Origin of the sequence: Mycolicibacterium novocastrense (assembly GCF_001570485.1) — a bacterium.
In the GTDB taxonomy this organism is placed as follows: domain Bacteria; phylum Actinomycetota; class Actinomycetes; order Mycobacteriales; family Mycobacteriaceae; genus Mycobacterium; species Mycobacterium novocastrense.
In genome coordinates this window covers 47,918-62,731 of record NZ_BCTA01000036.1, presented here as the reverse complement: position 1 = coordinate 62,731, position 14,814 = coordinate 47,918, and the positions used below count along the sequence as shown (strand labels likewise).

The window sequence follows — 14,814 nt, the reverse complement described above, 5'->3', positions numbered from 1 at the left end:
GCAAAACAGCGTAGGAAGTTCCGGCCCTCCCGATCAAGTGCACCTCACCGCGTCAGGCGGAGCGCCTCTTCGGCCTCCGGTGCGATGGTCCGCTCGCGCTGATGACGCCGGTGCACGCGGACCTCGTAGACCAGACCTGCCACGCCCAAACAGGCCGTGCAGAACGAGATCAGCACGAGCAGGGGGCTGACGTTGCCGGTGAGCGCGTCACCGAGGATCACCACCGCCGCGGTGCCCGGCACCAGTCCCGCCAGGGTGGCCAGCGCGTACGGCAGCACGCGCACCGACGACACGCCGGCGGCGTAGTTGAGCACGGCGAACGGCACGGCGGGAATCAGCCGCATCGACAGCACCGTCGGCCACCCGCGTTCGCGTAGCCGCGCGTTGACGGACTCGATTCGCGGGTGGCGCACCGCCCGGTCCAGTCGCAGACCCACCGCGCGCACGAGCAGCACCGCGATGACCGCGCTGATCGTCGCCGCCGTCACCGCCAGCGGAATCCCCAGCACCGGCCCGAAGAGCAGGCCCGCACCCAGCGTGAACGCCGTGCGCGGAAACGGGAACACCGTCACCACGATGTGGGCGGCCAAGAACGCCAGCGGAAACCACGGCCCGGCCGAGGTGGCCCAGTCACGCAACTGCACGGCGGTCGGCATCGGGACCAGCAACGCAACTGCGACGAGAATCACAATCGCCGCCAGGGAACCGACGAGACGCGCCCTGGAGACGCTCGAAAGCGTCGCGATCACCGCGCCGCGGACCGCGCGCAGGGTGCTGACGACGGAGTTCACGTCTACCAAGACTACGGAACCGCGGCCGCAGTCACCTGTTCGCGAGCCCGCGAGTCGGCCGACCGGCGGACACCGCTGTGACTGCGATCATTTAGCCTGATGATCGTGCAGAAACCCACTGTGGTCGAGGCCGATCGCGAGCGCTGGCGCTCAGCGGTGGCCGCGGTGCTGGCAAAGAGCACCCGGCGGGATCCCGCCGATCTACCCGCCGAACCCGAGCGACTGCTGGATTCGCCCACCTACGACGGCTTCGCGATCCGCCCGCTGTACACGAGCGCCGATGCGCTACCCGAACCCCCGCTGCCCGGGCAGTGGCCGTTCGTGCGTGGTGGTGACGCACTGCGCGACGTCAAGGCCGGCTGGAAAGTCGCCGAGGCGTTTCCGGCGAACGGGCCCGGCAACGTGGCCGAACACAACGGCGCGGTGTTGCTCAGCCTCACCGAGGGGGTCAGCGCGCTCGTCATCCGCGTCGGTGCGCCCGCCGGCGTCGTGCCCGCCGAGCTCGACCGGCTGTTCGACGGCGTCTTCCTCGACCTCGTCCCCGTGTTCTTCGAGATCGCCGGGCCCGATTACCTTCCGGCCGCCGACGCGGTGCTCGGCCTGCTGAGCGACCTGGACGACGATCAGCGCTCCCGGCTCTCGGTGGACCTCGGCGCGGACCCGCTGACGTCACCGCTGAGCGGACGCGTGGCTCCCGAGACCGCCGACGTCGTGGCCACCGCCGCCAGACTCGGTGACTACCGCGGCGGCGTTCGCGCCATCACCGTCGACGGACCCGCGTTCCACAACCTCGGCGCCAACGCGTCGTGGGAGCTGGCGGGCCTGGTGTCCGCGGGCGTGAGCTACCTGCGGGCGCTGGAAGAGGGCGGCGTCGGTGTCGCGGATGCGCTGCGGCAGATCAGTTTCCGCATCGCCGCCGACGACGACCAGTTCATGACGATCGCCAAACTGCGGGCCGCGCGCCTGCTGTGGGCCCGGGCCGCCGAGGTGGTCGGGGCGCCGGAGCACGGTGCGGTCAGGTTGCACGCCACGACGTCGCTGCCGATGATGTCCAAGCGCGATCCCTGGGTGAACATGCTGCGAACGACGGTGGCCGCCTTCTCGGCCGGTGTCGGCGGGGCGGACACCATCCAGGTCCACCCGTTCGACGTCGCGATTCCCGGTGGCTTTCCGGGGACGGCCCCCAGCTTCGCGCGCCGGATGGCGCGCAACACCCAACTGCTGTTGCTCGAGGAATCGCACCTGGGCCGCGTGCTCGACCCGGCGGCGGGCTCCTGGCACGTCGAGGACCTCACCGAGCAACTGGCCGAGCAGGCCTGGAAACACTTCCAGGACATCGAGTCCCGCGGCGGCTTCGAACAGGCCCGTGATCACATCGCATCCCAGATCGCCGAGGTGGCCGAGCGGCGCGCCGAGGACATCGCACACCGGCGCACCGCGCTGACGGGGGTGAACGAGTTTCCCAACATCGCCGATCCGGCTCTGCCGCAGGGTGATTCGCTGCCCGGTGTGGCCCGATATGCGGCGGGCTTCGAGGAACTGCGGGACCGCTCCGACGCCTTCCTCGAGAAGACCGGGGCCCGACCCGAGGTGCTGCTGCTGCCGCTCGGTCCGCTCGCCGAACACAACGTGCGCACCACCTTCGCGGCGAACCTGCTTGCGTCGGGCGGTATCGAAGCGGTGACCGAGGCGGATCAGACCCCGCCGATCGCCGTGATCTGCGGCACCGACGCCCGCTACGCCGAGGAAGCCTCGGCCGCGGTCGAAGAGGCGCGCGCGGCCGGCGTAACGCATGTGCTGCTCGCCGGGCCGGAAAAGGCCGTCGCGCAAGCTGATTCCAAACCGGACGGCTACCTGACCGCGAAGATCGACGCGGTCGCCACGTTGTCGGACCTGCTCACCAGATTGGGGGCCTGAGGTGACTGCCACAGCCGGGATCGGAAAGACCATCGGGAGCTTCGCCGACGTCCCGCTGCACGGCGAGAAGCGTGCCGAAGCGCCGACCGAAGCCGCCGTCACCGCACACGTGGAGGCGGCCGCCGCGACGCACGGGTACAGCGCTGACCAGGTGGACTGGGTGACGCCGGAGGGCATCGACGTCAAGCCCGTCTACATCGGCTCCGACCGCGACGCCGCCGCGGCCGCCGGCTATCCGCTCGACACGTTCCCGGGTGAACCGCCGTTCGTACGGGGCCCGTACCCCACGATGTACGTCAACCAGCCGTGGACCATCCGGCAGTACGCGGGTTTCTCCACCGCCGCGGAGTCCAACGCGTTCTACCGGCGCAACCTCGCCGCGGGTCAGAAGGGCCTCTCGGTGGCGTTCGACCTTGCCACCCACCGCGGTTACGACTCCGACCATCCACGCGTTCAGGGTGACGTCGGAATGGCAGGCGTGGCAATCGATTCCATCCTCGACATGCGCCAGCTGTTCGACGGCATCGACCTGTCGACCGTGTCGGTGTCGATGACGATGAACGGCGCCGTCCTGCCGATCCTCGCGCTGTACGTCGTCGCCGCCGAAGAGCAGGGCGTGCCGCCGGAGAAGTTGGCCGGGACCATCCAGAACGACATCCTCAAAGAGTTCATGGTTCGCAACACCTACATCTACCCGCCGCAGGCGTCGATGCGGATCATCTCCGACATCTTCGGCTACACCAGCGTCAAGATGCCAAAGTTCAACTCGATCTCGATCTCGGGCTACCACATCCAGGAGGCCGGTGCCACAGCCGATCTCGAGCTGGCGTACACCCTGGCCGACGGTGTCGAGTACATCAAGGCGGGTCTGGATGCCGGGCTCGACGTCGACAAGTTCGCGCCGCGGCTGTCCTTCTTCTGGGGCATCGGCATGAACTTCTTCATGGAGGTCGCCAAGCTGCGGGCGGGCCGGCTGCTGTGGAGCGAGCTGGTCGCCGAGTTCAACCCGAAGAATCCCAAATCGCTGTCGCTGCGTACCCATTCGCAGACATCGGGCTGGTCGTTGACCGCCCAGGACCCGTTCAACAACGTCGCGCGCACCTGTATCGAGGCGATGGCCGCGACGCAGGGGCATACCCAGTCGTTGCACACCAACGCGCTCGACGAAGCGTTGGCGTTGCCGACCGACTTCTCGGCACGCATCGCGCGCAACACCCAATTGGTGCTGCAGCAGGAGTCGGGCACCACGCGCCCGATCGACCCGTGGGGCGGCTCGTATTACGTCGAATGGCTGACCCACCAGCTGGCCACCGCGGCGCGGATGCACATCGGCGAGGTCGTCGAGCACGGCGGGATGGCCCAGGCGATCTCCGACGGCATCCCGAAACTGCGCATCGAGGAGGCCGCCGCGCGCACGCAGGCGCGCATCGACTCCGGCCAGCAGACGGTGATCGGCGTGAACAAGTACCAGGTCGACGAGGATCACGAGGTCGAGGTCCTCAAGGTCGAGAACAGCCGCGTGCGCGCCGAGCAGCTCGCCAAACTGCAGCAGTTGCGGGCCGATCGCGACCAGGCGGAGGTGGACGCCGCGCTGGCCGAGCTGAGCCGGGCGGCCGGCACCCGCGAGCCGGCGGGCTCCGATGGGCTCGGCAACAACCTGCTGGCCCTGGCGATCAACGCCGCGCGGGCCAAGGCCACCGTCGGCGAGATCTCCGATGCGCTCGAGCGGGTCTACGGGCGCCACGTCGCCGAGATCCGTACGATCGCCGGCGTCTACCGAGATGAGATGGGGGGTAAAGGGGTCAGCAACATCACGCAAGCCACCGACCTCGTGCAGAAGTTCGCCGAAGCCGACGGTCGTCAGCCGCGCATCCTCATCGCCAAGATGGGCCAGGACGGCCACGACCGCGGGCAGAAGGTGATCGCGACCGCCTTCGCCGACATCGGCTTCGACGTCGACGTCGGCTCGCTGTTCTCCACCCCCGAGGAGGTCGCGCGGCAGGCCGCCGACAACGACGTGCACGTGGTCGGTGTCTCGTCGCTCGCCGCCGGGCACCTGACCCTGGTGCCCGCGCTGCGCGAAGCGCTCGCCGAAGTCGGTCGGCCCGACATCATGATCGTGGTCGGCGGGGTCATCCCGCCCGGTGACTTCGACGAGCTCTACGCGGCCGGGGCCACCGCGATCTTCCCGCCCGGCACGGTGATCGCCGACGCGGCGGTCGGCCTCCTGCACAAGCTGGCCGAGCGGCTGGGCTACCGCCTCGACTAGATGGCCGATCCGACCGCCGACCTTGCGGCCGCCGTGGCGGACGGCGACCGCGCCGCTCTGGCCAGGGCCATCACGCTGGTGGAGTCGACGCGTGTCGACCACCGCGAGCAGGCCCAGGAACTGCTGCTGAAGCTGACCCCGCATGCGGGCAGCTCGCTACACGTGGGGATCACCGGGGTGCCCGGCGTCGGCAAGTCGACGACGATCGAGGCGCTAGGCATGTACCTGATCAACCAGGGACACCGCGTCGCGGTGCTGGCCGTCGACCCGTCCTCGACCAGGACTCGGGGCTCGATCCTGGGCGACAAGACCCGCATGGCACAGCTGGCGGTGCACCCCGACGCCTACATCCGCCCATCGCCCACCTCGGGCACGCTCGGCGGCGTCGCCAAGGCGACCCGCGAAACGATCGTGTTGTTGGAGGCGGCCGGTTTTGACGTGGTCCTGGTCGAGACGGTCGGCGTGGGGCAGTCCGAGGTGACGGTCGCCAACATGGTCGACACGTTCGTGTTCCTGACGCTCGCGCGCACCGGCGATCAGCTGCAGGGCATCAAGAAGGGTGTTCTCGAGCTCGCCGACATCGTCGTGGTGAACAAGGCCGACGGTGAGCACGCGATCGAGGCCAAACGGGCTGCCCGCGAACTCTCCGGCGCCATCCGACTCATCTATCCCCGCGAAACTCTGTGGCGCCCACCGGTTCTCACGATGAGCGCGCTGGAGGGCACGGGCCTCGAGGAGCTGTGGGCGACCGTGCTCAAACACCGCGACGTGCTCACCGAGGCGGGGGAGTTCGAGAGCCGACGCCGTGCTCAGCAAGTCGAGTGGACCTGGTCGATGGTGCGGGATGCGGTGCTCGACCGGGTGTTGTCCAACCCGAACGTGAAGCGCGTGCGCGCCGAGATCGAACGTCAGGTGCGGGACGGGGAGTTGACCCCCGCGCTTGCTGCGCAACACCTGCTCGATGCCTCTGACATGCGCGAACCTAACAAATAGGTAACGGCAGGTTTATTTGCCGGGCTTACGAGTAAATTAAATAAATTGTGACGGGTGTCAACAAACGGGAGCGCAGCGCCGCGCTCCCGCACGGTGTCCAGGGCGCTGCCGATTCCAACTTCGCCTGCACCCTGCGCGGCTTCTCGCGACTGTTCCCCGGCCCTCGCTACGGTGGCGGCGCCCTATCGATCTACCTGCACGGTGAGCCCGTCGTCGATGTGTGGACCGGCTACTCGGACCGCCGGGGCACGCAGTACTGGAACGCTGACACCGGTGCGATGGTCTTCTCGGTCACCAAGGGCATGGCGTCGACGGTCATCCACCGACTCGCCGATCGCGGGCTGATCGACTACGACACGCCCGTTGCCGAGTACTGGCCGGAGTTCGGCGTGAAGGGCAAGGCCGCGATCACGGTGCGCGAGCTGATGCAGCACCGGGCCGGGCTGTCGCACCTCAACGGATGCACCAAGGCGCAGCTGCTCGACCATCGGGTGATGGAGGAGCGCGTGGCGGCCGCGCCGGTCAACAAGCTGCTGTTCGGCCATCAGGCCTATCACGCGCTGACCTACGGCTGGCTGATGTCCGGGTTGGGCCGAGCGGTCACCGGGAAGGGCATGCGCGACCTGATCCGCGAGGAGCTGGCCGAGCCGCTCGACACCGACGGGTTGCACCTGGGCCGCCCGCCGGCCGAAGCGCCGACGCGTGCCGCCCAGATCCTCGCCCCGCAGGGCGCCCTCGCCAACCCGGTGTTCAACTTCGTCGCCCCGCGCGTCGCGGCCCTCGGTGTGTCCGGGATGTTCGGTTCGATGTACTTCCCGGGCATGAAGTCCGTGGTTCAGGGGGACACCCCGTTCCTGGACTCCGAGATCCCCGCCGCCAACGGTGTCGCCACCGCCAGGAGCCTGGCCAAGATGTACGGCGCGATCGCCAACGGCGGGCGCATCGAGGGCAAACAGTTCCTGTCCGAGGAGCGGGTCGCGGCGCTGACCGGCCGGGCGAGCTACTGGCCCGACCGCAACATCTTCGTGCCGTTGAGCTTCAATCTGGGCTACCACTCGCTCCCGCTGCCGCCGGGTGTGATGCCCGGATTCGGCCACGCCGGGCTGGCCGGTTCGGTCGGCTGGGCCGATCCGAGCAGCGGGTTGGCGTTCGGCTTCGTGCACAACCGGCTGCTCACGCGGATGGTGCTCGACCAGGCGACGTTCGCCGGGCTCGGTGTGTTGATCCGGCGGGACGCGGCGCGGGCGCGCAGGCGCGGCTATCAGACGGTGCCCGATCTGGGCGCGCCGTTCTACAGCGTGTCGCGGCCGGTCGCGTTGTAGCGCTCGCTCGCGGGCTGAGTCACTGGGACGCGCTGCTGAACCACTTCGTCTTCTGCCGCCAGGACTCCGCCGAGGTCAGCGCGAAACCGGCGCCGCACATGCACGCGAACACCCAGACCAGGGTCGCGCCGCCGTCGTGCTGTTGCAGCGCGGGGATGTAGGCCGTCAGCAGGCGCACGATGCACGCGGCGATGCCGGCGGCAGACGAGATCAGGTAGACGTTGGCGATCTTGCGCGACCGCGGATCCCTGCGCAGCACCAACAGGGCCCGGCTGCCGTAGCCCAGTAGGTAGATCAGGATGCCGCACAGGATCAGCCAGTAGGTGTTCAGCCAGAAGTCGGTGGGCACCTGGAAGAAGTCCCGCTTGAAGATGCGCGCGCCGTTACCGAGGGAGAACGTGACCAGCAGCAGCGGGATGCACAGCGTGGCCGGAATCTCGACGTACTGCTTGAACGACCTCTGGAGCGAGTGGTCGTCCTGCAGGCGCCCGAGGGCGTTGTAGACGACGGCCGATGCGGCGACGATGTAACAGTCGTGGCCGATGAAGTCCTCGAGGTTCCATTTCCCGGTCAGCGCGTGCAGCGCGACCCCGAGCGTTTCGGAGGCCCAGGGGGACATCAACAGCACGGCCATGCCCTGCAGGGCGATGTTGAGGGTGGCGGCGACTTCCCAACGGGAGGACCAGGTGACCCGGCGAATCCACAGGCTCCACGCGATACAGCAAAGCGTGATCGCGATCAGGGTCGCCAAAGCCATAGGGGTGCCTTCGGAGCTGCTGCAGTACTGGGCAAAGTGTACGGCTAAAGGGGCGGAGCGTCACTCCGCGGTCGCAGTTCGGAGAGCCGGGGAATCCGGGTGCGCGCCTTGGTCGTTTCCCGCACGGCCGTCTGGCCCGAACCGTTGGTGCGTTCGAGGTATTCGACGTAACTGAGCACTTCTTGCCTGGTCATCAGGCCGAACCTGATCTGCAGGTCGGGATAGTTCAGGCCGAATCGGTCGGCGACCCGCCGCAGCTCCTCGGCGTCTGGATAGTCCGGTTCTTTGATCCGGCGGTAGTACGTGCTGCTGGACGTGCCCAGCGCGTCGTAGATGTCCTTGGCTTCGATGTCCCCGTCGAGCAGGTAGTCGAGCAGCGCTTTGAGTTGTCTGCCGTTCTCGTCTGTCCGAGGCACTCGTCCACTCTAAACCAACGTCCCGGGTTTGGGCAGTGCGGTCCGCAAACTGGAGGAGTTTGCCTATATTGACACTGGCGTCACAGTTTTGGGAGGTGTCTCCCATTTCTGGGACACCTGAGCTATCTTTGGTCGCATGGTTGCTCCCTACCTGGCTTCGCCGACAGAGGTTCTGCGCCCGCTCGGCGAGTTTGCTACGGCAACGGTCCGCGTCACGGACTACGACGCTGCGGACGCCGATGGCTCCGCCGGCATGGTCAAGGTTTCAACCCCCGCAGGCGAGGAGTTGACGGCCGAGCTCGACGGGGCCACCGAATGGTTCGGCCTGCCGGCTGACGAAATCCTGGTCGCCGCGTTGAGCAGGACCATCGCCCGCACGCTCGGCGAGGGCGTTGTCCGTGTCGACATCGCGAGCGAGCGCGGCTCCCTACTCGATGCCGTACCGCTGGTGTGTGTGACGGGGCAGCACGGTACCGCCACCGAGGTACTGGCCTCCGTGCACCAGACGCTGGCCGCTGCCTCGGAGCGCGAGGTGGCCGCTTCGCCAGAGGTGTACTTCAACTACATCGGCGAACTGCCGTCGGACACCGTGCCGGTGCAGGAGACGCCGCCCGGCCTCGGTCATGCGTTGGAGGTGCGGGTCTACCGCGCCGGTGGTGAGGTGCGGGTCGACTGGTGGTACGACACCAGCCGCTTCGAGCAGTACACCGTCGAGGAGCTGTCCGAGCAGTTCCCGCTCGCGCTCGTCGAGATGACATCGGACGCGCTGCCCCCAAACTGACTCGGTAAGATCGGCGTCAACGGCTTGGATCCGGCCATCACCGGGGAGCCTTCGGAAGAACAGTTCGGCGCCGCCAGCTCTGCGGCGGCGTGAGCCCAGTAGAACCGAACGGGTGGGCCCGTCAACGCCCTAAGTGAGCGGCGCACATCGCGACCTCGAGGTGCGCAAGCGGGGTGGTACCGCGGCGCTCGCGCACCGGCGCGACGTCGTCCCCGTGCCTTGGACGAACACCTGAGGCTTCCGAACCGGAAGCCGAACGAGGCACAGGAGCTATGACCGCCTACCCGAAGCCGGCCGCTGGGGCGCCGAGATTCCCCGCGCTGGAAGCCGAAGTCCTCGAATACTGGGACCGCGACGACACCTTCCGCGCCAGCATCGCCCGCCGCGACGACGCGCCCGAGTACGTCTTCTACGACGGCCCACCGTTCGCCAACGGGTTGCCGCACTACGGGCACCTGCTCACCGGCTACGTCAAGGACATCGTGCCGCGCTATCGCACCATGTGCGGTTACAAGGTGGAGCGCCGCTTCGGCTGGGACACCCATGGCCTGCCTGCCGAACTCGAGGTGCAGCGCCAACTCGGCATCACCGACAAGGCGCAGATCGAAGAGATGGGCATCGAGAAGTTCAACGACGCCTGCCGGGCCTCGGTGCTCAAGTACACCGACGAATGGCGTGCCTATGTGACCCGGCAGGCCCGCTGGGTGGACTTCGACAACGACTACAAGACCCTTGAGCCCGAGTTCATGGAGTCGGTGATCTGGGCCTTCAAACAGTTGTGGGACAAGGGCCTTGCCTACGAGGGCAATCGTGTGCTGCCGTACTGCTGGAATGACGAGACACCGTTGTCCAGCCACGAACTGCGCATGGACGACGACGTCTATCAGAGCCGCCAGGACCCCGCGATCACAGTGGGCTTCCGGGTCGCCGAGGGGGATCTGGCCGGTGCGTACCTATTGATCTGGACGACGACGCCATGGACCCTGCCCTCCAACCAGGCGGTCGCGGTCCACCCCGACGTCACTTACGTGCAGGTGAAGGCGCCCGACGGGCGTCGCGTCGTGTTGGCCGAGGCCCGGGTCGGCGCGTACGCGCGGGAACTGGGCGAGGAGCCGGAGGTTTTGGCCACCTTCTCCGGGCGCGATCTGCTCGAGACCCGCTACCTGCCGCCGTTCGCCTACTTCGCCGATGCGCCCCGATCGTTCCGCGTGCTGCCCGCCGACTTCGTCAGCACCGAGGACGGCACCGGAATCGTGCACATGTCGCCCGCATACGGCGAAGACGACATGCTCACCGCACAGGCCGCAGGCATCGAGGCCGTCACACCGGTCGATTCCAAGGGGCGGTTCGACGCCACCGTCCCCGACTACGCCGGACAGCACGTCTTCGACGCCAACCCGCAGATCATCCGCGATCTGAAGAACCAGACCGGGCCGGCGGCACCGCACGGTGCGGTGCTGGTGCGCCACGAGACCTACGAGCACTCCTATCCACACTGCTGGCGGTGCCGCAATCCACTGATCTACCGTGCGGTGTCGTCGTGGTTCATCAGGGTCACCGAATTCCGCGACCGCATGGTGGAGCTCAACCAGGAGATCACCTGGTATCCCGAACACGTCAAGGATGGTCAGTTCGGCAAATGGCTGGCCGGTGCCCGGGACTGGTCGATCTCGCGAAATCGGTACTGGGGCACGCCGATTCCGGTGTGGAAGTCCGACGATCCGGCGTATCCGCGCATCGACGTCTACGGCAGCCTCGACGAGCTCGAGCGTGACTTCGGGGTGCGGCCCACCGATCTGCACCGGCCCTACATCGACGAGCTCACCCGGCCCAATCCCGACGATCCGACGGGCCGCTCGACGATGCGCCGCATCGAAGACGTCTTCGACGTCTGGTTCGACTCCGGTTCCATGCCGTACGCGCAGGTGCACTACCCGTTCGAGAACCAGGACTGGTTCGCCGGGGTCGATTCCGCCGACCCCGACGAGCAGGTCGTCGGGCACTTCCCGGGTGATTTCATCGTCGAGTACATCGGGCAGACCCGCGGCTGGTTCTACACGCTGCACATTCTGGCCACCGCGCTGTTCGACAAGCCGGCGTTCAAAACCTGTGTGGCGCACGGGATCGTGCTCGGCAACGACGGCCAGAAGATGAGCAAGTCGCTGCGCAACTACCCGGATGTGACCGAGGTGTTCGACCGCGACGGTTCCGATGCCATGCGGTGGTTCCTGATGGCCTCGCCGATCCTGCGCGGCGGCAACCTGATCGTCACCGAACAGGGCATCCGCGAAGGCGTCCGGCAGGTGTTGCTGCCGCTGTGGAACGCCTACACGTTCCTGGCGCTGTACGCGCCGAAGAAGGGTACGTGGCGCACCGACTCCACGCATGTGCTGGACCGCTACATCCTGGCCAAGCTGGCTGTGTTGCGCGACGAGCTCACCGCGTCGCTGGATGTCTGCGACATCTCCGGGGCCTGCGACGAGCTGCGGCAGTTCACCGAGGCGCTGACGAATTGGTATGTGCGACGGTCCCGTTCCCGGTTCTGGGACGAGGATCCGGACGCGATCGACACCCTGCACACCGTGCTGGAGGTGACCGCCCGGCTGGCCGCACCGCTGCTGCCGTTGATCACCGAGGTCATCTGGCGGGGGGTGACCGGTGAGCGGTCGGTGCACCTGACCGACTGGCCCGAGGAGAACCTGCTACCCACCGACCCCGAGTTGGTCGCGACGATGGATCTGGTGCGCGAGGTGGCGTCGGCGGCGTCGTCGCTGCGCAAGGCCAAGAAGCTGCGGGTGCGGTTGCCGCTGCCGAAACTCACTGTCGCCGTGGACAACCCGCAGCGGCTCGAGCCGTTCACCGACCTGATCGCCGACGAGCTCAACGTCAAGGCCGTCGAACTCACCGACGACATCGACACCTACGGCCGGTTCGAGCTCACGGTCAACGCGCGCGTCGCGGGTCCGCGGCTGGGCAAGGACGTCCAGGCGGCCATCAAGGCGGTCAAGGCGGGCGAGGCCGTCGTCAACGCCGACGGCACTCTGAGCGCCGGACCGGCCGTGTTGCAGCCCGATGAGTACAGTTCGCGGCTGGTCGCCGCCGATCCGAAGTACACCGCGGCGCTGTCCGACGGGGCCGGGCTGGTGGTGCTCGACGGGACGGTCACCGAGGAGTTGGAGGCCGAGGGCTGGGCGAAAGACCGCATCCGCGAACTGCAGGATCTGCGCAAGTCGACGGGTCTGGACGTATCCGACCGCATCAGCGTCGTGATCTCGGTTCCGCAGGAACGCGAGGCGTGGGCGCGCACGCACCGCGACCTGATCGCCCGCGAAATCCTCGCCACGACTTTCGATTTCGGTGAGCCCGCGGACGGCAGCGAGATCGGCGACGGCGTGAAGGTCGCGATCGCGAAGGTCGACCGCTAACCATCGGCGACGCGGGCGCCGCGGCCGTCGAACACCACCACATCGGCGCGGCGCAGCTGTCTGCCCCGTCGGTGCTCGACTTCGCCGTTGACGGTGACCAGCCCGTCGGCGATCACCGACTTCGCGTCGGCGCCCGAGTCGATGAGCCCGGCCAGTTTGAGGAACTGGCCCAACCGGATCGAGTCGTCGGAGATGACGACATCGAGGGGTTCGGCGCCCGGGTGTGCCATGTGGGTCAGGTTAGCGCCTTAGCATCTGCAGCAATGGACGCTCGCTGGGTTCTGCACCTCGACATGGACGCCTTTTTCGCGTCCGTCGAGCAGCTGACCCGTCCAACGCTGCGGGGACGCCCGGTGCTGGTCGGTGGGCTCGGCGGGCGCGGTGTGGTCGCCGGGGCGAGCTACGAATCGCGGGTGTACGGCGCCAAATCGGCGATGCCCATGCACCAGGCCCGCAGGCTGGTCGGCGCCGCAGCGGTGGTTCTTCCGCCGCGCGGAGTCGTCTACGGCGTGGCCAGCCGCCGGGTGTTCGAGACGGTGCGCGCGATGGTGCCGGTTCTCGAGCAGCTCTCGTACGACGAGGCTTTCGGCGAGCCCGCCGAACTCGCCGGCGCATCGGCGGCCGACGTCGAGGACTTCTGTCGGACGCTGCGCGCCCGGGTGCTCGCCGAGACCGGGCTCGTCGCGTCGATCGGGGCGGGTTCGGGTAAGCAACTCGCCAAGATCGCATCCGGGTTGGCGAAACCCGACGGTATGCGGGTGGTTCGCCGAGACGAGGAACGCTCGTTGCTCGACGGCCTGCCGGTGCGGCGGCTGTGGGGGATCGGACCTGTCGCCGGGGAGAAGCTGCACAGGCTCGGCATCGAGACCATCGGTGCGTTCGCCGCGCTGAGCGAGGCCGAGGCCGCCGACATCCTCGGCGGCACCGTGGGCCCGGCGCTGCACCGCCTCGCCCGCGGTATCGACGACCGGCCGGTGGCCGAGAACGCGCCGGCCAAACAGATCAGCGCGGAGTCCACCTTCCCCGAAGACCTGACCACCCTCGACCAGCTTCGCGAAGCGATGGGCCCGATCGGTGAGCACGCCCACCGGCGCCTGGAGAAGGACGGCCGCGGCGCGCGCACCGTCACCGTGAAGCTCAAGAAGTCCGATATGAGCACCCTCACCCGATCGGCGACCCTGCCCTATGCCACCGCCGATGCGGCCACCTTGATCGCCACCGCGCGCCGGCTGCTGCTCGACCCCGTCGAGGTCGGTCCGATTCGCCTTCTGGGCGTTGGCTTTTCGGGGCTTTCCGATGTTCGACAGGAGTCGTTGTTTCCGGACTTGGAGCTGATGGCGTACGACGAGGACGTGACGCACACCGGGGTGCCGCCGACCGTCTCGGATCTCGCCGCGAGCGCACCCGCTTGGCGCATCGGCGACGATGTCACCCACCCGGATTTTGGACACGGGTGGATTCAGGGCGCCGGGCACGGGGTGATGACGGTCCGCTTCGAGACCAGAACCAGCGGACCGGGCCAGGCCCGCACGTTCCCGGTCGACACGCCCGGAATCGAGCGCGCGAACCCCGTCGATTCCCTCGACTGGCCCGACTACATCGCCGAACTGGCGCGCTACCAGAGCACCCCGTAAACGCTCGAGATCGTGAAGCCGTGACCGCCGTACGTCGTACAGGTCACCGTGCCCTGATGTCCGACACCGCAACTGGCTCCCCAGTTTTCGAGCCGGTACCCCGCAGGCAGGACGTCGACGCCCTCGCGGGTGAATGTCGGTGCGGGGGAGTGGCGATATTCTGCCGGGCCGCCGCTGGTCAAAAACGTCTGGTTGGTGCCGGGCGGGGCTTCCAGCGGAACCCCGTCACAACCGATGGGGCCGCCGTTGGGGCCGATGCCGCAGGACAGCCCGTCGGGTGTCGTGAAGAACACGTGGTAGTTGGGCGGTGGGCCGGGTCGGTAGAAGCCTTCGGCGACGGGGTAGTGATCGATCGCGTCCGCTCCCGTGGGCGCTTGGGCACGGGCCACTGCGCCGGCGGCCAGGGTCAGCGCCAGAACGGCGGTCAGCGTGGCGCCTCGGCGAACCATGTTCTCGAAGTGCACGCGTCCACGGTGCCATGCGCGTCAACCCCATCGGTCGACGGCTTC

12 protein-coding genes are annotated in these 14,814 nt (G+C 67.9%); 7 read left to right on the top strand and 5 right to left on the bottom strand.

The genetic code is table 11. The annotated features are described in order from the left end of the window. Positions 1-44: 44 nt before the first annotated feature. The gene (locus tag RMCN_RS13295; protein ID WP_064416249.1) at positions 45-791 is read right to left on the bottom strand and encodes a TVP38/TMEM64 family protein; all 747 of its coding nucleotides are present in this window, start codon (positions 789-791) and stop codon (positions 45-47) included. A 99-nt stretch (positions 792-890) separates the two neighbouring features. Here RMCN_RS13295 and mutA point away from each other — a divergent pair, with 99 nt between their 5' ends. The 4 genes from mutA to lipL are packed head-to-tail and all read left to right on the top strand — an operon-like array spanning position 891 to position 7,292. After that, the gene (gene mutA, locus RMCN_RS13290; protein ID WP_067389858.1) at positions 891-2,708 is read left to right on the top strand and encodes a methylmalonyl-CoA mutase small subunit; all 1,818 of its coding nucleotides are present in this window, start codon (positions 891-893) and stop codon (positions 2,706-2,708) included. A 1-nt stretch (position 2,709) separates the two neighbouring features. Next, positions 2,710-4,977: a methylmalonyl-CoA mutase gene (gene scpA, locus RMCN_RS13285; protein WP_064416247.1), complete on the top strand. Its 2,268-nt coding sequence runs from the start codon at positions 2,710-2,712 to the stop codon at positions 4,975-4,977. After that, on the top strand, positions 4,978-5,970 hold the full coding sequence (gene meaB, locus RMCN_RS13280) for a methylmalonyl Co-A mutase-associated GTPase MeaB (RefSeq protein WP_064416246.1): 993 nt from the start codon (positions 4,978-4,980) through the stop codon (positions 5,968-5,970). It abuts the gene before it with no gap. Positions 5,971-6,017: 47 nt separating this feature from the next. Continuing rightward, positions 6,018-7,292, top strand: a complete 1,275-nt coding sequence (gene lipL / locus RMCN_RS13275) for an esterase/beta-lactamase LipL (protein WP_067389855.1) — start codon at positions 6,018-6,020, stop codon at positions 7,290-7,292. A 19-nt stretch (positions 7,293-7,311) separates the two neighbouring features. On the opposite strand, the gene RMCN_RS13270 is transcribed toward lipL, so the two are convergent. Both RMCN_RS13270 and RMCN_RS13265 read right to left on the bottom strand, forming a co-directional pair. Continuing rightward, a complete protein-coding gene (locus RMCN_RS13270; protein ID WP_064348408.1) occupies positions 7,312-8,049 on the bottom strand; it encodes a hypothetical protein in 738 nt (245 codons plus the stop codon). A gap of 44 nt (positions 8,050-8,093) precedes the next feature. After that, the gene (locus tag RMCN_RS13265) at positions 8,094-8,465 is read right to left on the bottom strand and encodes a DNA-binding protein (RefSeq protein WP_067389852.1); all 372 of its coding nucleotides are present in this window, start codon (positions 8,463-8,465) and stop codon (positions 8,094-8,096) included. A 136-nt stretch (positions 8,466-8,601) separates the two neighbouring features. Between RMCN_RS13265 and RMCN_RS13260 the strand changes: the two genes are divergently transcribed. Then, the gene (locus tag RMCN_RS13260; protein WP_067389849.1) at positions 8,602-9,246 is read left to right on the top strand and encodes a hypothetical protein; all 645 of its coding nucleotides are present in this window, start codon (positions 8,602-8,604) and stop codon (positions 9,244-9,246) included. Positions 9,247-9,518: 272 nt separating this feature from the next. Then, entirely contained in the window at positions 9,519-12,671 is a 3,153-nt protein-coding gene (gene ileS, locus RMCN_RS13255; RefSeq protein WP_067389846.1) for an isoleucine--tRNA ligase, read from the top strand. Here ileS and RMCN_RS13250 read toward each other — a convergent pair. Beyond that, on the bottom strand, positions 12,668-12,901 hold the full coding sequence (locus RMCN_RS13250; RefSeq protein WP_064416241.1) for an RNA-binding S4 domain-containing protein: 234 nt from the start codon (positions 12,899-12,901) through the stop codon (positions 12,668-12,670). The two genes, ileS and RMCN_RS13250, sit on opposite strands and share 4 nt — an antisense overlap. Before the next feature lie 33 nt (positions 12,902-12,934). Here RMCN_RS13250 and RMCN_RS13245 point away from each other — a divergent pair, with 33 nt between their 5' ends. After that, positions 12,935-14,305: a DNA polymerase IV gene (locus RMCN_RS13245; protein WP_067389843.1), complete on the top strand. Its 1,371-nt coding sequence runs from the start codon at positions 12,935-12,937 to the stop codon at positions 14,303-14,305. Here the strand turns inward: RMCN_RS13245 and RMCN_RS13240 are convergent. Further along, positions 14,287-14,754 (bottom strand): hypothetical protein, encoded by a 468-nt coding sequence (locus tag RMCN_RS13240; RefSeq protein ID WP_064416321.1) that lies wholly within the window; start codon positions 14,752-14,754, stop codon positions 14,287-14,289. The genes RMCN_RS13245 and RMCN_RS13240 overlap by 19 nt on opposite strands. Positions 14,755-14,814: the final 60 nt, after the last annotated feature.

Bases quoted from the DNA above. Each gene is read 5' to 3' on its own strand.
- mutA (WP_067389858.1), top strand. From the start codon at position 891: ATGATCGTGCAGAAACCCACTGTGGTCGAGGCCGATCGCGAGCGCTGG.
- RMCN_RS13260 (WP_067389849.1), top strand. From the start codon at position 8,602: ATGGTTGCTCCCTACCTGGCTTCGCCGACAGAGGTTCTGCGCCCGCTC.
- meaB (WP_064416246.1), top strand. From the start codon at position 4,978: ATGGCCGATCCGACCGCCGACCTTGCGGCCGCCGTGGCGGACGGCGAC.
- RMCN_RS13250 (WP_064416241.1), bottom strand. From the start codon at position 12,901: ATGGCACACCCGGGCGCCGAACCCCTCGATGTCGTCATCTCCGACGAC.
- ileS (WP_067389846.1), top strand. From the start codon at position 9,519: ATGACCGCCTACCCGAAGCCGGCCGCTGGGGCGCCGAGATTCCCCGCG.
- RMCN_RS13245 (WP_067389843.1), top strand. From the start codon at position 12,935: ATGGACGCTCGCTGGGTTCTGCACCTCGACATGGACGCCTTTTTCGCG.
- RMCN_RS13240 (WP_064416321.1), bottom strand. From the start codon at position 14,754: ATGGTTCGCCGAGGCGCCACGCTGACCGCCGTTCTGGCGCTGACCCTG.
- RMCN_RS13270 (WP_064348408.1), bottom strand. From the start codon at position 8,049: ATGGCTTTGGCGACCCTGATCGCGATCACGCTTTGCTGTATCGCGTGG.